This is a genomic window from Thiomonas sp. FB-Cd (assembly GCF_000733775.1).
Lineage (GTDB): Bacteria > Pseudomonadota > Gammaproteobacteria > Burkholderiales > Burkholderiaceae_C > Thiomonas_A.
The window spans coordinates 1,594,279-1,614,585 of sequence record NZ_JPOE01000002.1 but is presented as its reverse complement, the minus strand read 5'-3'; the positions used below and the strand labels follow the sequence as shown (position 1 = coordinate 1,614,585).

The window sequence follows — 20,307 nt, the reverse complement described above, 5'->3', positions numbered from 1 at the left end:
GGCACCGCCAGACGAAAGGGGCGGCAAACAGACAACCTGGACCTACGGTCGGCGCGCCACATCTCGACTCTACACTTCCGGGCCGATTTTGGTCTGTGCGCGGCGCTGGCACGCCGACCGGGGCGTGTTGAATCAATGACTTGAGTGCACCGTGAGGCCGTTTCTCGTTGATTGCGTGTAGTGGCACGTTTGTCACTGTTGTGTAGTTGATTTCGCGGAGCGCGCCAGCTACACTTCGGCCATGTTCATCAAGATCACCCAGTCCGGCGGTCGGCGCTACGCCCAGCTCGTGGAATCGTTTCGCAACGACGCCGGTCAGCCGCGTCAGCGCACGGTGTGCACGCTGGGTCGTCTGGACGTCGGGGGCGACGTGGACAAGCTCATCGCCGGACTGCAGCGCGCCCAGGGCCGCGCTCCTGCGGCTTCGTCGCTGCAAGGGCTGCGCTTTCTGGCCAGCCGCCAGGCCGGCGACGTGTGGGCGCTGGCGCAGCTGTGGAAACAGCTCGAACTCGATGAGCTGGCCAGTGCCTGGCGCAGGTCCAAGACCGAGGTCGACGTGCTGGGGTGCCTGCGCGCCATGGTGTGGAACCGCCTCAGCGACGCGCAGAGCAAGCTCGGCGTGCTGCGCTGGCTGGACACGGTGGCCCTGCCGGTGGAGTTCGCCTTCTCGCAGGCGCCGCAGCACCAGCACCTGCTGCGGGCGATGGACGTGATCGACGAGCACGCCGGCGCCCTTGGCGAGAGGCTGTCGATGCTGCTGCGCCCGCTGGTCGATCAGGATCTGTCGGTGGTGTTCTACGACCTCACGACGGTGAGCGTTGCCGGCGAGAGCGAACTGCCCGGCGACGTGCGCGTGCACGGCATGGGCAAGTCGGGCAAGGTGGAGCGTCAATTCATGCTCTCGCTGGTGCAGACCGCCGACGGGCTGCCCATCGCCCACGAGGTCCACCCCGGCAACACGGCCGAGGCCAGGACACTGCTGCCCATGATTCGCGCACTGTTGGCGCGCTACCCGCTCAAGCGCGTGGTGCTGATTGCCGATCGCGGACTGCTCAGCCTGGACAACCTCAAGGAGCTCGGCGCGCTGCAGGACGCATTGCGCGCCGAGGGGCGCGACGTCGAGGTGCAGTACATCCTGGCCGTGCCGGCTGCGCGCTACGGCGAGTTCGCCGACGATCTGCGCACGTTGGCCGCGACCCAGGACAGCACGAAACCCTGGGCGGCGCAGTTGCCGTGGAAACAGCAGCGCCTGGTCGTCGCGCACGACCCGGAGGGTGCCGCGCGCCGCCGCCAGCAGCGCGAGGAGCAGCTTGCCGAACTCATCGCGCTGGGCCAGCAGTGGAGCGGAACCCTCGACGCGCAGGACGCTGGAGAGCGCCGGCGCGGGCGGCCGCTATCAGACTCGGGGGCGACCGCGCGTTTCTATCACGCGGTCAAAGAAGCCAACATGGCCCACGTGGTCAAAGTCGACCTTCAGGGCAAGCTGTTCAGCTTTCAAATCGACGAAGCGCGCAAGCAGTACCTGCAATTGCTCGACGGCAAGCTCTTGCTGGTGACCAACACCGATGCGCCAGCCGACGAGGTGGTGCAGCGCTACAAGAGCCTGGCCGACATCGAGCGCGGCTTCCGCGTGCTCAAATCCGACATCGCCATCGGCCCGGTCTACCACCGCCTGCCCAGGCGCATCCGCGCCCATGCGCTGATCTGCTTCATCGCGCTGATCCTGCACCGCGTCATGCGCATGCGGCTGCGCGCCGCCGGGCGCGAGGGCTCGCCGACCCGCTGGCTCGAGCAATTGCGCGCCATCCACCAGCAGACAGTCCAATCCGCTGACGGCGAAACCGCCACCGGACTCACCGAGATCACGCCTGCACAAAAGGCCCTGTTCGCCGACCTGTCACTGCCAACTCCCATACCGGCCGACCTTCATGCCCCTGTTCTGTAGTCTGCGTTTGGAAGCTTGCTTTCAATGCAATCAATAACTTGCGTGCCGGAAGTGTCGAAGTCGGGTAAAGATTCGGTGATGACGTAGGCTGACCGAGTCGCGAGCAGAACGTGCTGGACACAGAAGTTTTTTCGCCGTACCCTGTTTGCTGTGAACGACACAGCCGCAGACCTGGACTCGGCGATCGGGACGGTGCCCGACGCAAGACGGCCGACGCCGAAACCCTATGACCAGGAGTTGGTCACGCTGACCAGGCGCGAGCACATCGAGTTGGTGCAGCGGGCAAACGCATACCGATCCCTGCATGCGCGAGCCGTGGCACGCATCGAGTTCGTGGAACGTCGGCATCAGGCCGAGAAGGCGCGATTTGCGCAGCGTGAAGCCGAGTTGAAGGCGGCGCTGGAGGCCGCGCAGGCGCAGATCCGTGACCTTCGCCTGCGTGTGTTTGGCGCCAAGACGGAACAGTCGCGCTCGATCAATGCGGTGTGCCAGGTCAGCGCTGGCCCTCCACGGCCGCGGGGCCAGCAACGTGGGCGGCGTGGTCACGGCCGCACGCGCCTGGGCGGATTGCCGGCCAGGGTTGAGGAGGTGACGCTGCAGACGACGTGCCCACGCTGCGGCCTGGGGCTGAGCGCGTTTCCCGGCACGCAGGATGCCGAGATTCTGGAGATCGAGGTCAAGGCGTACCGCCGCATCGTCCGTCGGCACCGCTACCGGCCGCTGTGCTGCTGCGGCGCACTTCCCGGCATCGTGACGGCGCCGCCGCCGGCGCAACTCATCCCACGGGGCAAGCTGGGCGTGTCGGTCTGGGTGGAGGCACTGCTGTCGAAGTTTCTCTATGGGCAGCCCAGCCACAGGCTGCTGCAGGACTGGGACGATCATGGGCTGCACATCGCGCAGGGCACGCTCACCGAGGGCCTGCGCATGCTGTGGCCGTTGCTGGGGCCGGTGGCCGAGGCTGGCCTGGATGAGCTGCGACGTGGCTCGCACTGGCATGCCGACGAGACACGCTGGGAGGTGTTCGAGGAGGAGCCCGGCAAGGTCGGGCATCGCTGGTACCTGTGGGTGTTTCAGTCGGCCACTGCGGTGTGCTTTGTGCTCGATCCTTCACGCTCGGCCTCGGTGCCGGCGGCCGCACTCAACCATGTGGACGAGGGGATTCTCAGTGTCGACCGCTACGCCTCGTACCGCAAGTTCGCCCGGTTGAACCCGGGGGTGAAGCTGTCGATCTGCTGGGCGCACCAGCGGCGCGACTTCCTGCGCGCGGCCAACGAGCATCCGGCGCTGTGGGACTGGGCCATGGGTTGGGTCGGGCTCATCGGCGAGCTGTACGCCTTGCACGCCCGGCGGCGGCAACAATGGGCGGATGGCGACGCTGCCTTCAAGGACAGCGATGCCGAGACGCGCGCGCTGGTGGCCTCGATGGAGCAGCGCTGCCTGGATGAGTTGGCCGACACGGCACTGGCAGGCGCGGCGCACAAGGTGCTGCGTACCCTGCGCACGTACTGGGCGGGACTGATCCTGTTCCTGGATCATCCCGCCATCGACCTGGACAATAACGCCGCCGAACGCGCGCTGCGGCCCGCGGTGGTCGGGCGCAAGAACTTCTATGGTTCGGGCAGCCAGTGGTCGGGGCAGCTGGCCGCCACGATGCGCAGTGTGCTCGGCACGCTGGAGTTGTGGGGGCTCAATCCGCGCACCTGGCTGAGCGCGTATCTGCATGCCTGCGCACACGCGGGCGGCTGCATGCCGGCGGACCTCGACCGCTTCCTGCCCTGGCGGATGGATGAAACCCGGCTGAGCGCGATGCGCGGCGTGGCCTGCGCAACAATCGACAGCTCATGAACAAACGGTACTGCGGGCGCGTGTTCACGCAGGAGGAGCTTGACGCCATCGCCTGGCTGATGGCGCAAAACCCCCAGCTCAAGCGCGCGCCGCTGTCGCGCAGGGTGTGCGAGATGCTGGACTGGCGCCGCCCTGATGGACGCCTCAGCGACATGAGTTGCCGCGTGGCGATGCTGCGCATGCAGACTGACGGCTTGATCACGCTGCCACCCTCACAGATGCCTCACCCGCGGCGCCGGGCGCAGTTCGACCCCACCCCAGCCACCGATGCGCAAGGTGCGATCGACATGCCCGTGCATGCTCTGGATGCCTTGCGCCTGGAGGTCGTCGCCGGTGTCGGCGCGGCCTCCAAGCTGTGGAACGAATACGTGGCCCGCTACCACTACCTGGGCTACACGCCCATGTCGGGCAGCCAGATCCGTTACAACGTCTACGCTGGCGACCGGCTCGTTGCCTTGCTGAGCTTCGGCGCCAGCGCCTGGAAGCTGGCCGATCGCGAACGATTCATCGGCTGGAATCACGAGCAGCGGCAGAACAACCTGCAGCGCGTCGTCAACAACACGCGCTTCCTGATCCTGCCGTGGGTGCAGTCCAAAGGGCTTGCCTCGAAGATCCTGGCCCTCGCCGCGCGTCGCCTGCCCAAAGACTGGCAGCAGCGCTACGGCTACTCGCCCGTGATGCTGGAGACCTTCGTCGAAAGCCCCAGGCACAAAGGCACCTGCTACAAGGCCGCCAACTGGGTCCTCGTGGGCAAAACAACCGGCCGCGGCAAAAAGAGCCTCTCGCACCAACAGGCGCTGCCCATCAAGGACATCTGGCTGTACCCGCTGCGTCCCGACTACGCAGCCATCCTGCGTCGGTAGTCGGCCCTGATTTATTCATTTTCAAGCGGCGGCCAGTCGCAGCGCTGGGCCGTTGAGCGCATAGCAGGCGAGTTCGCGCAGCATCTGATGCCAGTTCGGGCGTAAGTACGCAGCCTGACACAGGCGCAAATAAAGCCGACGCACAAAGGGCACCCCCTTCCTGGCGATCATGCGCAGCAGCCATTTGATGTTGTAGCCTGCCGCGCACAGCACGGCGTGCAACCGGTCGCCCTGCTCACCCTTGAGGGGGCAACGGTCCATGCGGTGATCGCTCTTGAGGTGGCCGATGATGGGCTCGATGGCCTGGCGCCGCTTGAGTTGTTTTCTGTCCTTGCTGCTGATGCGTTTGGATTTGCCCCGGTGCACGATATGCACATCCGGGTTGTCAGCATCCACGCCCCGATAGCCCAGGTCAACGAACGCGGTTGCCGGCTTTGACCTGCTGTCCTGCATCAGGATCGTGGCCTGCTCCAGTTGCTCGCTCAGGGTGTGGCCGTCGTACGGGTTGCCGTGGAAGGCCCGGGCGCCCACGATCAGATTGCCCCTGAGCGTGCTGGCGATGCCCACCTTGACCCCGAACTCATAGGGCGTTCGGGCCTTGCCTTTGCTGATGCAGGCCACTTCCGGCGCATGCCAGGCGTAAAGCTTGGGTTGCCCATCCGCCGCCTTGCGCTGGCCGCTCTGGGCGTTGATGCGCTGGGCCTTGTGCAAGGTCTCACCCAGTGCCTCTCGCACCGCCTGGCCAATGGCGCTGCCCTTGCGCTCGATCTCGCGCTGCAAGCGGCCCACGATGGTGCGCTGGCGCTTGATGGTCCGACGCATGCGTTTGAACTGGCGGGCATGCGCATAGCGCCCGGCCTTGCGGCTGAGCTCCTTGCCTTCCTTGGCAAAGGTCTGCTTGAGCGCAATCCCCGCATCCCTGGCCGCCTCGACCAGTTTGGTGCGCGCCGTCTCCAGCAGGCGGCTGTCGGTGGGGTGGGCGATCGCCTTGTGCTGCACCGTGCTGTCCACAATCACCCGCGCGAATTCCTGCGGCTTGATCAGCTTGAGGTCCACAGCCACGTTGAGGGTCTGCGCCAGCAGCTCTTCCACGCCGTCCTCACCCAGCAGCTTGCGAAACTTGATCAGGGTGGTGGCGTCGCAAGGCTGGTGGTGTTCAAAGTACGCCTGACCCGAGAAGAACTGCCAGGTCGGCGTTTCGCCCCAGCGCTCGACGACGCCCTCGTCGGACTCGTTGAAAGCGTGCTTGAGGTACAGCAGCGCAATCATGATGCGCAGCGCCACGCGAGGCCGCCCGGCGTTGCTGGGCACAGCCGCGCGCTGCACCTGTTCGCCGAAGAGATCGAGGTCGGGCATGGCCACGCCTGCACGACCTTTGCGCGAAAAAGTCTGCGCCACCCTTGCTTCGATCTCCTGCCAGGGCATGCGCGAGGCCAGCACGGCCAGCGGATGGCGCAGATCGATCATGTGGTCGATGCGTGCGCGGAAAAAATCGTCGGTGGCAGGGCAGGCAAACATCACGGCAAAACTCCCAGAAAACAGCCCCTATTGGAAATCAGACTGGGAGTTCACACCATCGGCAATCACCCCAGAAACCCCGTATTCATGCGGGTTGCGGGGGTTCTTCAGGGCCGACTCGGTAACGGCTGCCGACGTCATCACCGAATCTTTACGAAGTCGGGCAGCCCGTCCCTGCAGCGATGACCGCATGGTGCCTGGGCATGGCGACAAGTCGTGTCGCAGGCGAACGGCGGCCCCTGCGTGGGGCCGGCATTTGTGAGACGGGTGGCCGCGGGAGGCCTTCTGGAATCGCAAAATGCAAACGACTTGCCGAGGCGGATTCGTATGATCGAAGTCGGCCGTGTCGCTGCTTCGTGGCCCGGTTCTCGATGCACCACCGCTTGACACAACCCATTCCAGGAGACTGATACATGGCAACCCTGCCCCCCCCCTCTGGACGGAATTCACCCCCAAGGCCTCGGGCGTCAGCGGGAGGTGGAGGTATTACAGCTTCTGGCGGAGGGTCTGCCTGCCGACTACGCGGTGTTCCATGGGGTCGAGTGGTCCTCCGTGCATGATGGGGTGCAGTGGTTTGGCGAGATCGACGCCATCGTGTTGTGCCCGAACGCCAGCCTGGTGCTGGTGGAGATCAAGGCAGGTCCGGTCGAGCTCACCGCGGAGGGCTTGCACAAGCGGTACGGGGATCGGGTGAAGGACGTGGCGCAGCAGACCCGGGTGCAGCACGCCGCGCTGCGCCAGCGGCTCAAGGATGAGCACCTGCACGTGTACGTCGCGCAACTGCTGGTGCTGCCGGACCAGGATATCGCGGGCGGTAGCGTGGGCTACCCACGGGAGCGCATTGTCGACGCCGGGCAGATGCACGCGCTGTGCGAGCGCGTCATCGAGGCGGCGCCGCATGCGCCGCACGACGCGCCGAAGGTGGCGCGGTTGATGCGCTTCCTGGACGATGTATTCGCGTTGGCGCCCGATGTATCCGCCGGCGTGGATTGGATCAATCGCAGCACCACCCGGCTGTACCAGGGCCTGGCGACCTGGGTGAGGCGAATCGGCGTGCCCGCGGGGCGCATCCGCATCGAGGCGACTGCCGGTTCAGGAAAGACCCAACTGGCGCACGGCCTGCTGCTCCGCGCCGCGGAGGCCGGCCAGCGCGCTCGCTATGTGTGTTTCAACCGGCCGCTGGCGCTGCACCTGCGCCAGATCCTGCCGGAGCAGGTGGAGGTGGCGACGTTCCACGAGCTGGCGACCCGGCTGTGGCGGGCGAGACCGGGCGAACCGGATTTTGGAAGTCCGGGGGTGTTTCCGCCCATGGAGACGCTGTACACGCAGACGGAGCATGAGTCCGAGTTCGACGTGATGGTGATCGATGAACTGCAGGACTTGGACGCTGCGTGGGTCGACGCCCTGTTGCGGGGCCTTCGCCCCGGCGGGCAGGCCTATCTGCTGGGCGATGAGGATCAGCGGCTCTTCGATGGACGCACCTGCTGGACGGATCCGGGGTGTGTGACGCTGTCCTGCCCGGACAACTTCCGCAGTCCGCGCAACATCACCGCAGCCGTGCGGGCCTTCGGGCTGGCCAGCAAGCGGATCGAGGCGCGCTGTCCCCTCGACGGCGATGTGCCGGGCTTCCACGTCTGGGAAGATGGTGACCATGCGGGTCTGGCAAGGACCGCGGAGGTGATTCACGGGCTGCTCGACGAGGGCATCCAGCCCGAGCAAATGGCCGTACTTTCGCTGCATGGATTGGATCGCTCGGAATTGCTGAAGACCGATGAGATCGCAGGGCTTGCGCTGCGCAAATTCACGGGTTTCGACAAGCAGGGCAACGCCCAGTACAGCAACGGCAGCCTGCTTGCCGACACCGCGCATCGATTCAAGGGCCAGGCTGCTCCCGTGGTCGTGATTGGGGAGATGGACTTCGATGCGGTCAGCGATCTGATGCGCCGCCGGCTGTTCGTTGGATGGACGCGGGCACAGTGGCGCTTGGAGTGCGTGATGAGCCCACGGGCGGAGGAGGCGCTAGCGCTGCGTCTGGGCGCTACTTGAGCACCAGGAACTTCGCCTTGGCCAATTCATAGCACTTCTTGCGAAGCCGGCTTACGGCGTCGTCGGTCGACGGGAGCTTGACCTGCTCATCAGCCGCAGTCAGCAAAGCGATGATGTCAAACTCCCGGTAGTCCCACAAGGCAGGCCCGGGTATCGCTTCCTCGGGTCGGCTCCCGAGAGGCGAGCCTGGAGCACGAATGACGGTGTATTCACTTACTTTTGGCGGCTGAAGCGGCGTGGCTATGCCCACCGGGCCCAGCATGGTGAAGACTCCTGCCTTTTGGTAGGCGGCGTTGCGAGCTTGCTGGAAGGGTTGCGAATCCCAGAGGGAATCCAGTTGGAAACCCGATGTGATGTACGCCTCCAAGGTGGCTTGACGCGCATCGAGGACTCTGCGAAGTCTCTCGTCCCGGCGGTTGCGCGTCTCACGTCGGCTTGCCAGGGCAAGACACTCCTCAGCGCCGAGAATTCGCGGCAAGTCATCGACATTGAACTCCGAAATGGCGTTCTCGATGCAGCCTTGGAATACCGGCACCACCGTTTGGCACCACCGGTCCACCTGGGCAAGGAGATGGGCATAGACGGCCATCCACTCGTCGAGGAATTGCCGGTTGGCCTCGTAGCTCTTGCGATTGCGCGAGTAGCAGTCCTCACACAGCACGGTTGTGAAGTGGACCGAGCGATCTTCGGGGTTGTTGTCGGGATCGAGAAGGTGGTCAAAGGGGTGGGGACAGCTGCGCCGCAATTCGACCCTGTGGTGCATATAAGGCCCGCCAAAGCAGTTCGAGGCACCCAATGGGTGGTGCCAATCCTCGACCACGCGGTGCACGATTCGGTGGCAGCCGCGGCATGCATAGGCCAGGGTCGTGGAGGAGACGAGATTCAGATCCGAGAACATGATGCCACCATCGTACGGCCTGCTTGCGTCAATCCATGACGCAGGGACGATGAGGGATCGCCTTGGCGCCTTGCGACGGGAGGTGCGTCTGCGCTCACGTCGCTCCTTGGTATCGCTTCGCGGCATTCCTCAGCATAGCCTGCATGTCCTTGCGCAGTTCCGTGGGCGCCACGACCTCGACCGCCGCGCCGTAGCCCAGGAGCCATGCCTTGAAGGGTGTGGCCTGGATCTCAAGCCGCCCATCATCATCCTGGCCGAGAACCAGTTGGTCAGGCGCGAGAGGGCGTCAAGCGGGGCATGCCCCGCGCGGTCAAAAAACCGCAAGTGCACGGTGGCATCCGCACCGCCAAGGTGAAACGGCCCGGATGCGATGTACGCGTCAATATGGAAGTCAACGCGACAACCTGTGTCGCAGCATGTTGTTGCGCATTGCATGATTGCGCTCCGCGCTTGGCTTCACCCCAGCTTCGCCGCCAGCTTCTCGGCCTCGACGTGCGTGTAGCGCTTGAGCATGGCCAAGCTCTTGTGTCCCGTCATGCTGGCAACTTCCATGATGCCCAGGCCCTTCTCGAACAGGCGCGACGTGGCCTCATGGCGCAAGTCATGGAAGCGCAGATCCGCGAGGAATGGACTGCGCCTGTCGCACTCGGCCAGCAGCCTGAGCGTTCGCGCGGACGGCTCTCGTTTCTTGTAGATCAGCGCGCGCAGCTCACCGTCGGTGTCCGCACCGTCACTCGTCAGTCGATCGCGAAGCAGGGCATACAGGTGATCACGTCGGGCGCGCTTGACGCAACGCTGCCAGATCGTCTCGAAGCCGCTCACCGTCCTCCATGGAAACACGCGCCCGTCAATGCGGCGGGGCAAGGCGTCGAGCGCCTGCACGGCCACGCTGGATAGGGCAACCGTGCGACTCTCGCCATTCTTGGTGTCCACCAAGTGTGCGGTTCGCCGCTTGAGATCCACGCGCGACCACTCAAGGCCAATGAGCTCACCCAGGCGCATGCTGGTTTCCACGGCAAGCGTGATGATCTGCGGCAGGCCTACAGCCGCGCCTCGCACCGATGCCGCAGCCAGCAGCGCGTCCAGTTCGCCGGCGCGCAGCCGCCGGTCTCGCGCTCTGGGCATCGAGGGCTTGCGCACCGCCTTGACCGGGTTGCCCGCTGGCAGATCAATGCTCAGATCCTTCGCGGCAAAGCTGTAGAGCGCCGACAGCGTGTTGAGGTGATGGATGACCGACTGCGGCGCCAGCCCGTCCTTCAACAGCGCATCACGCCAGGCTGCAACGTCCACGCCACGCACGTTACCCAGGAAGTAGGCGCCGAAGCGGGCGCGGATTGCAACCAGCCGCGTGCGCACCGATGCGCGGGACTTCATGACGTCAACCGGGCCATTGCTGTATGCATCCACCAGGGCGGCGACCGTCACGCGCTGCGCATCTTGCCGCAACACCGCCACGTTGCCACGCTGGATCTCGCGCTCCAACTCCCGCGCCCAGGCCTCCGCGTCGGCTTTAAGATCGAACGTGCGACTGATCGACTTGCCCCCTTTTCGACGAACTTGGGCACGCCATCCTGTCGGTCGTTGCTCAATATGCGCCATCCTCCATTCCCCCTCAATTCCCCCAAAGGGGTGACAGAAAATGATTAGAACAAGCATTCATGCGGGTTGCAAGGCGATCAATCTTGAGCCTTCTAAGCTGTGGGTCGGGGGTTCGATTCCCTCCGGGCAGGCCATCCGAATGATCGGAAAATAGAACGACCGTTCTATTCCGCGGCTCGCGCGCCTACAATCAGCGAGCACGGCGCTGTCTGAACGGCGCAGAACACGTGATCGACGGGAGACTCGGATGACATCGCAGCAGTTGTTGTCGCAATATGGTCCACGCGAGGCCATGGACTATGACGTGGTGGTGGTAGGCGGCGGGCCGGCAGGGCTTGCGGCGGCGATCCGGATCAAGCAGATCGGACGCGAAAAGGGGCAGGACATATCCGTTTGCGTGCTCGAGAAGGGCTCGGAAGCGGGGGCTCACATCCTGTCGGGAGCCATCATGGATCCGCGGGCGATCTCCGAACTGTTACCCGAATGGAAGCAGGACGGCGCGCCGCTGGATCAACCTGTGACGGAAGACCAGTTCTGGTTCCTCAGCGCGGCTGGGGCCAGACCTGTGCCACAGGCCCTCCAGCCGGATTGCTTCAAGAATCACGGGAACTATGTCATCAGCCTCGGCAGTGTGGTGCGCTGGATGGCACAGCAAGCCGAGAACCTGGGGGTTGAAATCTTCGCTGGCTTTCCCGCTGCGGAGGTTCTCTACGACGAGTCCGGCACTGTGCGTGGTGTGGCCACCGGCAATCTCGGTCTGGGCAAGGATGGCCAGCCGACGGATCATTTTCAGCTTGGCATGGAGCTGCGCGCCAAATACACGGTGTTCGCCGAAGGGGCGCGCGGACAGCTTGGGCGTGAACTCATCGCGCGCTACAAGCTCGATGCCGGGCGCGACCCCCAGACCTACGCCATCGGCATCAAGGAGCTTTGGGAAGTCAGACCCGAGCAGGCCAAACCCGGGCGCGTGCTCCATACGGCAGGCTGGCCCCTTGACAGCAAGACGTATGGAGGATCCTTCGTCTACCACATGCCCAACAACCAAGTGGCGGTTGGATTGGTTGTCGGGCTTGATTACCGCAACCCGTGGCTCAGCCCTTTCGAGGAGTTCCAGCGTTTCAAAACCCATCCGGCGATCGCGCCGATTTTTGAGGGGGGCAAGCGTTTGGGATACGGAGCGCGGGCATTGACCGCGGGCGGCATCCTGTCGCTACCCAAGCTTGTGTTTCCCGGGGGATGCCTGGTTGGCTGCGAGGCGGGCTTTCTCAATGCCTCGCGGATCAAGGGCAGTCATGCGGCGATCAAGACGGGTATGCTGGCCGCAGAAAGCATCGCCGAGGCGCTGGCGGCTGGGCGCAGCGGCGACGAGCTGCAGGCGTACCCGCGGGCATTTGAGCAGTCATGGCTGCATGATGAGCTGCAACGTTCGCGCAACTTCAAGCAGTGGTTCAAGAAGGGCAGGATGGTGGGCACGCTGATGACGGGTATCGAGCAATGGCTATTCAAAGGCCGCATGCCTTGGACCATCCACCGCAAGGTGCCTGATTACGCGGCGCTCCAGCCAGCCGACACGATGCCGCGGATCGATTACCCGAAGCCTGATGGCAAGCTCACCTTCGACCGCCTGTCATCGGTTTTCCTGAGCAACACCAACCATGAGGAAAACCAGCCCCCCACCTCACCCTCAAGGACGTGTCCGTGCCCGTGCAGGTGAATCTGGCGCGGTATGCCGGCCCCGAGCAGCGCTACTGTCCGGCCGGTGTGTACGAGTTCGTCAAGGGTCCCGACAATAACGACAGGCTTCAGATCAACGCGCAAAACTGTGTGCATTGCAAGACCTGCGATATCAAGGATCCGACGCAGAATATCGTTTGGGTGGCGCCCGAGGGCGGTGGCGGGCCCAATTACGCGGGCATGTGAACCCGAGCGTCGCGCAGCATGGGCGACGCTCGGCAAAAGGCCTATAAGATGGGCTGTGCGGGCGATTGCGAGGCCCACGCGGAGGCTCATGGGGAGGGGCGATGGGAGTCGAACGCGAGCTCAAGTTCAGTATCGAGGCGCACACTGCGCGCCAGTTGCTTGACCATCCCATCTTGAACCTCCTGGCCGCTCCGCCCGTGACGCAGGAGCTCGCCACCCAGTATTTCGACACGCCCGATGCCCGTCTTGCAGCCGCGGGCCTGGTCCTGCGCCTGAGGCGCGCTGCAGGTCAGCGGGTCATGACGGTGAAATTCACGCCGCTCAGGGGCGAGGGGCAGGGGCCAGCAGACGCCTTCAGCCATTCGCGCGGCGAGTGGGAGTGGGAAGCTGCACCGGCCACGCTGGAAGACGCTGGCGAGGTGCACGCCCTTGCCGATGCTGATCTTCAGCGTGCGCTGCATGACACCCCGCTGGGCAGCCTTGGCCTGGAATTGCACGAACTTGGCAGAAATCTGCAACCCGTTTTCGGCACCGTGTTCGCGCGCACGGCCTGGATCGTGGACTGGGCCGGCAGCCAGATCGAGTTGGCGCTTGACCGTGGCGCCTGCACGGCCGTGCAGGCAGGTCAGGCGCTGAGCGCGCCGCTTGCCGAACTTGAAATGGAATTGCTGAGCGGTCAGTGGGCCCATTGCTGGGATTTGGCCTGGGCGATGGCGCAGGACCTCGCCCTGATACTCAGCCCCGTCAACAAGGCCCAGCGTGCCGCTGCTTTAGCCGCAGGCAAGGGCGTGCAGGCACTGCCCGAGCCACCGAGCCTGGCTTCCGCGACACCCGTGGGCCAGGCTGCGCAGCTTTGGGTGAGCACAGCTGCGGCACAACTGGCGGTATGGGCCGAGCTCATTGGCAACTCGGATACGGCGCGGGCCGTGCACCAGTTCCGCGTGGTCCTGCGCCGCCTGCGGACCGTGCTGCGCTGGCTGGCGCCCTATGCGGACGTGCGGTCGGTGCGTTGGTTCGCTGGGGAATTGCGTTGGGCCATGCAGATTGCCGGGGCGGTGCGCGATACTGACGTTTGGCTTGATCTGCTGCCGGTCCAGACGCAAACGCGTCTGCATGTGCACATTGAGGCCAGACGCATGCGACTGCGCGCCGCTCTGCAGGCGTATGTGCGCAGTCCGCGTTTCGCTCGCCTGCTGCTGGCACTCGGACGCTGGGCAGAAGGGTGGGGCCGTAGCCAGTCGGATGCACGCACAAGAGGTGGTGCCCAGCGTCGCGCCTACCGTGGACAAGATGCCGCGTTGGCGCAAATGGCGAAGCACGCCGTACGCCAGGATCACAGGCGCTGGCGCAAGGCATGGGCTGCAAGTCAGGACGTCTTGCAGCTTGCCGTGCAAGGCGTTCAACTGACTGCGAAGGAGGCAGGAAAGCTGCATGCACTGCGCATCCAGTCCAAGCGCCTGCGCCTTTCGCTGGAGCGGCTGGGCCATGCCTTGCCCGATGCTGAGGCGAAGGAGCTGCATCACCTACGCCAAAAAGCAGAGGTGCTTCAAACTCACCTCGGCGATTGGCACGATGCGCAGCGGCTGCTGCTCGAAGGCAGCGAGCAAGGGTGGCTTGGGCCCGACCAGGCCGAAAGTCTGACGGCGCGAGCGGTGCAGTCGCTGGCGCAGGCCTCGGGGGCGGGAAAAGGCTGAGGCTGGCGTGCATCGCGGGGCTCGCCTGCCGGCCAATCCCTACAATTCAGGAATGCAAGACAAATCATCGCTTCCTGGTTCCCCAATCGCGCGACGGCGCACGTTTGCCATTATTTCCCACCCGGATGCGGGCAAGACGACCCTTACCGAAAAGCTGCTTCTTTTTTCTGGCGCAATCCAGATTGCCGGGAGTGTGAAGGCGCGCAAGGCCAGTCGGCACGCGACGTCCGATTGGATGGAAATCGAGAAGCAGCGGGGTATCTCGGTCGCCTCCTCGGTGATGCAGATGGAATGGCGGGACTGCGTCATCAATTTGCTCGACACCCCTGGCCACCAGGATTTTTCCGAGGACACCTATCGGGTGCTGACTGCGGTGGACTCAGCGCTCATGGTGATTGACGCGGCCAATGGAGTGGAGGCGCAGACCTTGCGCCTGCTGGAGGTCTGCCGAGCTCGCAACACGCCCATCATCACCTTCGTCAACAAGATGGACCGCGAGGTGCGCACGCCCCTGGATTTGATGGACGAGATTGAGCGCCACCTGGGCATGGATGCCATTCCGTTCACCTGGCCTGTGGGCATGGGCAAGAACTTTCATGGCGTGCTTGATTTGCGCAAGCAGCGCATGCGCGTATTCCGCCCCGGCGAGGACAGACTCGATGACGCGGGTGACGAGTTTATCGATGGGCTGGACAATCCGGAGCTTGCCGCGCGATTCAGCCTCGAGCATGCACAGGCGCAGGAGGAGATCGGCCTGCTCGCAGATGCCACGCCGGTATTCGACCGCGCCGCCTTCCTTGCGGGTCGGCAGTCGCCGCTGTTTTTTGGTTCGGCGATCAACAACTTCGGCGTTCGCGAGGTCCTGGACGCACTCGTTGATCTGGCGCCATCACCGGGCCCGCGAGCGGCGGTGCAACGCGTGGTGCAGCCGACAGAGCCCAAATTCACCGGCTTGGTGTTCAAGATTCAGGCCAACATGGATCCAGCACACCGCGACCGGATCGCGTTTGTGCGTGTGTGTTCCGGACGGTTTACACGCGGGATGCGCCTGAAAGTAGGGCGCACCGGCAAGGAGATCCGCCCGAACACCGTCGTGGCTTTCATGTCGCAGCGGCGCGAACTCCTTGAGGAGGCTTGGGCCGGGGACATCATCGGTATCCCTAACCACGGCACTTTGCGTCTGGGCGACACGCTGACCGAGGGCGAAACACTGCAGTTCACCGGCCTGCCGTTTTTCGCGCCCGAATTGTTCCAGGCAGTGGAGATCGCCGATCCGCTGCGCAGCAAGCAATTGCGAACCGGGCTGATGCAATTGGGGGAGGAGGGTGCGATCCAGGTTTTTCGGCCGCACTTCTCAGGCAGCCTGCTCTTGGGGGCGGTGGGGAGCCTCCAGTTCGATGTGGTGCTGCACCGTCTGAGCGGCGAGTACAACGTGGCGGCACGCCTGGGCCCGACGCCATACCGCGTGGCGCGCTGGATTCACAGTGATGACGAGAAAGAACTCAAACGCTTCATCGAAGAAAATGGGCACCGCATTGCCTATGACGTGGTCGACGCGCCCACCATCTTGCTGACCCATGCTGCGGAGTTGAGAGTGCTGCAGGAGCGCTGGCCAAGCATCTCGTTCCACGCGCTGCGCGAGCATGCGGGGCGGGTATTCCAGACGGATCTGGCTGCCTGATTGGTCAAGCGCCCAGCTTCAGCCCTGGTGTCGTCCTTTGCCCCGCTTTGGCCTGGGGCCAAACGGGCTTGCGCTTTGACACGGTGGTGAACGCCATCTACGCTGGCCGCATGAATCAACGCTTACGCGGCGAAGCCGTGCCTTTGGGTCGCCGAGCGGGCCGTGCGGGCGCCGTGCGGCGATTTCCTGCCAAGCCAAAGACCGTGTCATGAGACCCGCCCGTTTTGTTCCCCTGGCGCTGCGCGATCTGCGTGCGGTCGAGTTGCGCCTGATGTGGCTGGCGCTCGTATTGGCTACGGCGGCATTGTCCACAGTGGGATTTCTTGCGCAGCGGCTTGATGCCGCGCTCAAGCGGGATGCTGCCCAGCTCATTGGTGGACAGACCGTCGTCCAGAGTGACCACCCGGTTCCTGCTGCGTTTGTGCAGAAGTCCAGAGCTATGGGACTTCGGATCACCCAAACGGCAGTGTTTGCCAGCATGGCCGTCGGGCCAGGTGCTCAGGGTCGTACTCATCTGGTGGCGGTGAAGGCTGTGGACGGGGGCTATCCGCTGCTTGGCAGCATGGAGCTGAGCCCGGTCTCAGGTGGTGCGCGCCGGACAGCCACGACACAGGATGGGGAAGGGACCCCCACCCTCAAGCTGCGCCGCGCGCCCGAGCCAGGCACGGTGTGGGTGGATCCGGGCGTCGCCGCGCAGCTCAACGCGCCGCCACAAGGTCCCATCACCTTGGGCACGCGCAGTTTCCCTATCGCAGCCGTTATCCAGCGCGAGCCCGATCGCGGTGCCGGCTTCATCAGTTTCGCTCCGCGAGTGATGATGAATGCCGCTGATCTGCCGTCGACGGGGCTGATCCAGCCCGCGAGTCGTGTGACCTACCGCTTGGCCACTTCAGGCCCGCCGCAGGCCGCAGAAGGCTACGCGGCGTGGGCCAAGGCGCGCATCGACGATCAGGGCTTGCACGGCATGCGGGTTCTAACCGTTGCCGATGGAGGGCCCGAGCTCGGCCAGAATCTGCAGCGCGGCTCGGGTTTTTTGCAGCTGGTTTCCATGCTGACGGCCCTGATTGCTGCTGTAGCAGTGGCCATCGCGGCGCGCGATTTTGCACGGCGCAGGCTCGACTCGACGGCGTTGCTCAAGGCGCTGGGTTTGTCACAAACGGGGGTGCTCCTGCTTGTCACGGGCGAACTTGTGCTGCTTGGCGTGTTGGCGGCAATCGTTGGAGCGGCGCTGGGATTAGTCGGCCAGGCTTCATTGCTCCAAATGCTGGCCGGCGTGGTGGATGTGCGCGATCTGCCAGCCCCGGGCTGGCAGCCTGCAGGCATTGCCCTGCTGGCTGCTTTGTCGTTGCTTTTGGGTTTTGCGCTACCACCAGTTGTGCAACTTGCACGCGTGCCGCCGCTGCGTGTGCTTCGGCGGGAAAGGCAGGCACATCGCCTGGCGGCATGGTTGTTAGGGCTTGGCGGTGTCGCCATCTTCATTGGGGTCTTGCTAGTGCTGGCGCAGGACAGGCGCCTCGCATGGATCGCACTCGGCGGCTTCGTCGCATCCGCCCTGGTCTTTGCCGTGCTCGCATACGCGCTGGTGGCAGCCCTTCGGCGCCTGAGTAACGGCCGCCGCGGCGTGCTGGCCCTGGCCGCGCGGCAGTTGGGTTCACGCAGTGCGCAGGCTGTGGCACAGATCAGCGCCCTCGGCCTGTCCATGCTGGCACTCATGCTGGTGGCCATGCTGCGCACGGGCCTGCTTGCCGGCTGGCACGCAAGCCTGCCGCCGGATGCACCCAACCGTTTCGTGATCAACATCCAGGCGCAGCAAGCGCAAGGCTTTCAGGCGAACCTGAAGGCAGCCGGCATTGCCCAGTTCGACTGGTACCCGATGGTGCGCGGGCGTCTTGTGGCCGTCAATGGCAAAGCGGTATTCGGGCGCGACTACAAGAGCGAGCGTGCACGTGCATTGATCGACCGCGAGTTCAACCTTTCGACGACGCCGGTACTCCCTGCCCATAACCGGATCACGGCCGGCACCTGGGCAGCAACAGCGGGCCCTGGCGCAGAAGGGTTGTCGGTCGATACGGGCATCGCCGACACACTGGGCCTGAAGATGGGCGACCGCTTGCGTTTCGATATTGCGGGCAGCACGGTGACCGCCCCCATCACAAGCCTGCGCAAGATCGATTGGGGCTCGATGCGCGTCAACTTTTTCGTGCTCATGCCGCGCAACTTGCTGGCGGAGCAGCCCGCCACGTTCATCACCGCTTTTTTCGAGCCTCCCGCGGACACCCATCTGGACGATCGCCTGGCCCATGCCTTTCCCGATATCACCATCATCGACCTCGGGTATTTGCTCGACCAAGTACGGCACATGCTCGAGCAGGTAAGCACCGCTGTGCAGTTCTTGTTCGCCTTCGCGTTGGCAGCAGGGCTCGCTGTGTTGATAGCCAGTCTGCTGATCAGCCGACAGGAGCGTGAGCACGAGACGACCATGTGGCGCGTGCTGGGCGCTTCCACGAGTCTGCTGAGGCGAGTCATGGCTGCGGAGCTCATTTTCAGCGGAGCGCTGGCGGGTTTTCTTGGCACCTTGGCGGCGGCGGGCGTGGCGTGGGTGCTGGCGCGGCGGGTCTTTGACTTCGCCTGGACTCCCGCGATCTGGTGGTTGGCCGTGGGCATTGCGATGGGCGCCCTTCTGGCACTCGCTGTGGGTTGGATGGCGCTGCGCCATGTGGTGAATGCACCACCTCTGCGCACGTTGCGCGCGGTCACTTGAGCGTCGCGCCGGATTTTGACGTGTGGCAAGGCTGGGGCATGGGTGAGCGGCGACAATAGGCGTTGGAACATTCCCATTGCGCCACAATGAGCACCCCAGAGTCCCAATTACCCACAGCCCCGTTTGAGTTGCTCGGCGGAGAGCCGGGTGTGCGCGCTTTGGTTGACCGTTTCTACGACCTGATGGAGCTGGACGAGGCCTACGCTGAATTGCGCTCCATGCATCCTGGGCATTTGGAGCAAACGCGAAACAAGCTGCACTGGTTCTTGTGCGGCTGGCTCGGTGGCCCAGGTTTGTATGAGCAGCGCTTTGGCCATCCACGTTTGCGCATGCGCCATTTCCCCTACGCGATTGGCGTGAAGGAGCGTGACCAATGGCTGGCCTGTATGGATCAAGCGATGGCAGAACTGGATATCGCGCCAGAGCTGCGAATGCGGCTGCATACCGCCTTTGCCGGCACGGCTGACTGGATGCGCAACCAGCCTGAGAAAGCGGTGGAAGCGTCGTAGGGGTGTGGTTGCGGCGCGGGCCCGCAACCCGTCACCGCCGATCGCCCCAACGCACTGGCTTACGCCGGACGTACGCGCCGAGCGTCCACGCCACGTAGAAGAACGACAAGAGCGCCAGCGCCGCCGTCTGAAGGCTTGGCTTGGCAGAACGCCAGGACCTCATCTTTTTGCACCAACCAGGCGCGTACCTTGTGCTTGAGGACGGGCTCCCGCCCCGGGGAGCTCAGCCCCTTGCCGTGGATGATCCGCACGCAACGCACGCCTTGCGCCCGGACAGAATGGATGAAGCCGGACAGGCTTTCGCGCGCCTCGTCGCGTCGCATGCCGTGGAGGTCCAATTCAGCCTGGATAACCCAATGCCCGCGTCGCAGCTTGCGCACGATGTCAGGTCCAATGCCCGGGCGGCGGAACGAGAGAAGTTCGTCGGTTTCCAGCAGGCTGTCGACGTCGACTTCGTCCGACAGGGATTCTGCGAGTGCGGCTTGCTCATCGCGCAGACGTTGCAGCGGGATGGGCTGGGGGGCCGGCGGGGCAAGCGTGACGCGCCCGCTGGGAGCGATGGGCTGGGCACCTGCTACAGCCTGGCGGAAGAGCTCACGCTCCTCGGCGCTAGGCTGTGGCGTGGTGGTTTGCGCCTTGGGGGCGCGCGGGGTGCGTGGGGTGCGTGAAGCGGTCATCGCGCGAGGTCGTCCCTACAGCGGGGCGCACTGCGCCGTGGCTGATGCACTTGCCGCGTGGTCGGCCGGGGGCTCGGCAGTTGCGCATGTCCAAAGGGCTGGATGGAATTCAGGCGCTATGCCCGCAAGCGTGCCGCGACAGAGGCCTTGCGCCACGCCGATCGCGAACAGTCGTTCAGGATGCGTGCTGCTCGACGCATAGTCAGCGTCTGCTTGCCCAACTGCCTTGGCCATGTGCTCCTCGAAAGTGGCTGCGCGCGGGCACCCCGATCGGATGGACGAGTTGACGGGGTGCATGCGAGCGCTGTCTACCCTGGGCATGCCTGTCAGGTTCGTCACGCGACGCCTCGG

The 20,307-nt window shown here is 64.5% G+C and carries 13 protein-coding genes and 1 pseudogene; 9 read left to right on the top strand and 5 right to left on the bottom strand.

Annotated elements, in window-relative coordinates; genetic code table 11:
• The first annotated feature begins 241 nt into the window (after positions 1-241).
• The 3 genes from CD04_RS0107855 (at position 242) to CD04_RS0107845 (ending at position 4,653) form a co-directional block, all read left to right on the top strand.
• On the top strand, positions 242-1,945 hold the full coding sequence (locus CD04_RS0107855; RefSeq protein WP_031405651.1) for an IS1634 family transposase: 1,704 nt from the start codon (positions 242-244) through the stop codon (positions 1,943-1,945).
• Positions 1,946-2,095: 150 nt separating this feature from the next.
• A complete protein-coding gene (locus tag CD04_RS0107850) occupies positions 2,096-3,790 on the top strand; it encodes an IS66 family transposase (protein ID WP_031403797.1) in 1,695 nt (564 codons plus the stop codon).
• Positions 3,787-4,653, top strand: a complete 867-nt coding sequence (locus CD04_RS0107845) for a Druantia anti-phage system protein DruA (RefSeq protein WP_031403796.1) — start codon at positions 3,787-3,789, stop codon at positions 4,651-4,653. The genes CD04_RS0107850 and CD04_RS0107845 overlap by 4 nt, the downstream gene beginning before the upstream one ends.
• Before the next feature lie 21 nt (positions 4,654-4,674).
• On the opposite strand, the gene CD04_RS0107840 is transcribed toward CD04_RS0107845, so the two are convergent.
• A complete protein-coding gene (locus CD04_RS0107840) occupies positions 4,675-6,171 on the bottom strand; it encodes an IS5 family transposase (RefSeq protein WP_231480588.1) in 1,497 nt (498 codons plus the stop codon).
• Between the two features lie 435 nt (positions 6,172-6,606).
• Between CD04_RS0107840 and CD04_RS0107835 the strand changes: the two genes are divergently transcribed.
• Positions 6,607-8,217, top strand: coding sequence for an AAA family ATPase (locus CD04_RS0107835; protein WP_038167595.1), 1,611 nt, complete (start codon positions 6,607-6,609; stop codon positions 8,215-8,217).
• Here CD04_RS0107835 and CD04_RS0107830 read toward each other — a convergent pair.
• From CD04_RS0107830 to CD04_RS0107820, 3 genes are all read right to left on the bottom strand, one after another.
• Positions 8,210-9,115: a hypothetical protein gene (locus tag CD04_RS0107830; RefSeq protein ID WP_031405648.1), complete on the bottom strand. Its 906-nt coding sequence runs from the start codon at positions 9,113-9,115 to the stop codon at positions 8,210-8,212. The two genes, CD04_RS0107835 and CD04_RS0107830, sit on opposite strands and share 8 nt — an antisense overlap.
• Positions 9,116-9,209: 94 nt before the next feature.
• On the bottom strand, positions 9,210-9,380 hold the full coding sequence (locus CD04_RS25205; protein ID WP_081857986.1) for a WYL domain-containing protein: 171 nt from the start codon (positions 9,378-9,380) through the stop codon (positions 9,210-9,212).
• Between the two features lie 191 nt (positions 9,381-9,571).
• Positions 9,572-10,714, bottom strand: coding sequence for a tyrosine-type recombinase/integrase (locus tag CD04_RS0107820; protein WP_031405644.1), 1,143 nt, complete (start codon positions 10,712-10,714; stop codon positions 9,572-9,574).
• A gap of 247 nt (positions 10,715-10,961) precedes the next feature.
• On the opposite strand from CD04_RS0107820, the pseudogene CD04_RS21595 reads away from it, so the two are divergent.
• The 5 genes and pseudogenes from CD04_RS21595 (at position 10,962) to CD04_RS0107790 (ending at position 19,279) form a co-directional block, all read left to right on the top strand.
• Positions 10,962-12,634, top strand: a pseudogene (locus CD04_RS21595) (electron transfer flavoprotein-ubiquinone oxidoreductase).
• A gap of 101 nt (positions 12,635-12,735) precedes the next feature.
• Positions 12,736-14,328 (top strand): CHAD domain-containing protein, encoded by a 1,593-nt coding sequence (locus CD04_RS0107810; protein ID WP_051849021.1) that lies wholly within the window; start codon positions 12,736-12,738, stop codon positions 14,326-14,328.
• Between the two features lie 52 nt (positions 14,329-14,380).
• On the top strand, positions 14,381-16,009 hold the full coding sequence (locus CD04_RS0107805; RefSeq protein WP_031405640.1) for a peptide chain release factor 3: 1,629 nt from the start codon (positions 14,381-14,383) through the stop codon (positions 16,007-16,009).
• Positions 16,010-16,217: 208 nt separating this feature from the next.
• On the top strand, positions 16,218-18,770 hold the full coding sequence (locus tag CD04_RS0107795) for an ABC transporter permease (RefSeq protein ID WP_031405638.1): 2,553 nt from the start codon (positions 16,218-16,220) through the stop codon (positions 18,768-18,770).
• Between the two features lie 86 nt (positions 18,771-18,856).
• Positions 18,857-19,279 carry a group II truncated hemoglobin gene (locus CD04_RS0107790; protein ID WP_031405635.1) on the top strand — a complete coding sequence of 141 codons (423 nt, stop codon included), beginning with the start codon at positions 18,857-18,859 and terminating at the stop codon, positions 19,277-19,279.
• Between the two features lie 59 nt (positions 19,280-19,338).
• Here the strand turns inward: CD04_RS0107790 and CD04_RS0107785 are convergent, their stop codons facing one another.
• Positions 19,339-19,956 carry a Smr/MutS family protein gene (locus CD04_RS0107785; protein WP_051849020.1) on the bottom strand — a complete coding sequence of 206 codons (618 nt, stop codon included), beginning with the start codon at positions 19,954-19,956 and terminating at the stop codon, positions 19,339-19,341.
• Positions 19,957-20,307 lie beyond the last annotated feature (351 nt).

Bases quoted from the DNA above. Each gene is read 5' to 3' on its own strand.
- CD04_RS0107855 (WP_031405651.1), top strand. From the start codon at position 242: ATGTTCATCAAGATCACCCAGTCCGGCGGTCGGCGCTACGCCCAGCTC.
- CD04_RS0107845 (WP_031403796.1), top strand. From the start codon at position 3,787: ATGAACAAACGGTACTGCGGGCGCGTGTTCACGCAGGAGGAGCTTGAC.
- CD04_RS0107840 (WP_231480588.1), bottom strand. From the start codon at position 6,171: ATGTTTGCCTGCCCTGCCACCGACGATTTTTTCCGCGCACGCATCGAC.
- CD04_RS0107830 (WP_031405648.1), bottom strand. From the start codon at position 9,115: ATGTTCTCGGATCTGAATCTCGTCTCCTCCACGACCCTGGCCTATGCA.
- CD04_RS0107820 (WP_031405644.1), bottom strand. From the start codon at position 10,714: ATGGCGCATATTGAGCAACGACCGACAGGATGGCGTGCCCAAGTTCGT.
- CD04_RS0107810 (WP_051849021.1), top strand. From the start codon at position 12,736: ATGGGAGTCGAACGCGAGCTCAAGTTCAGTATCGAGGCGCACACTGCG.
- CD04_RS0107805 (WP_031405640.1), top strand. From the start codon at position 14,381: ATGCAAGACAAATCATCGCTTCCTGGTTCCCCAATCGCGCGACGGCGC.
- CD04_RS0107795 (WP_031405638.1), top strand. From the start codon at position 16,218: ATGAGACCCGCCCGTTTTGTTCCCCTGGCGCTGCGCGATCTGCGTGCG.
- CD04_RS0107790 (WP_031405635.1), top strand. From the start codon at position 18,857: ATGAGCACCCCAGAGTCCCAATTACCCACAGCCCCGTTTGAGTTGCTC.
- CD04_RS0107785 (WP_051849020.1), bottom strand. From the start codon at position 19,956: ATGACCGCTTCACGCACCCCACGCACCCCGCGCGCCCCCAAGGCGCAA.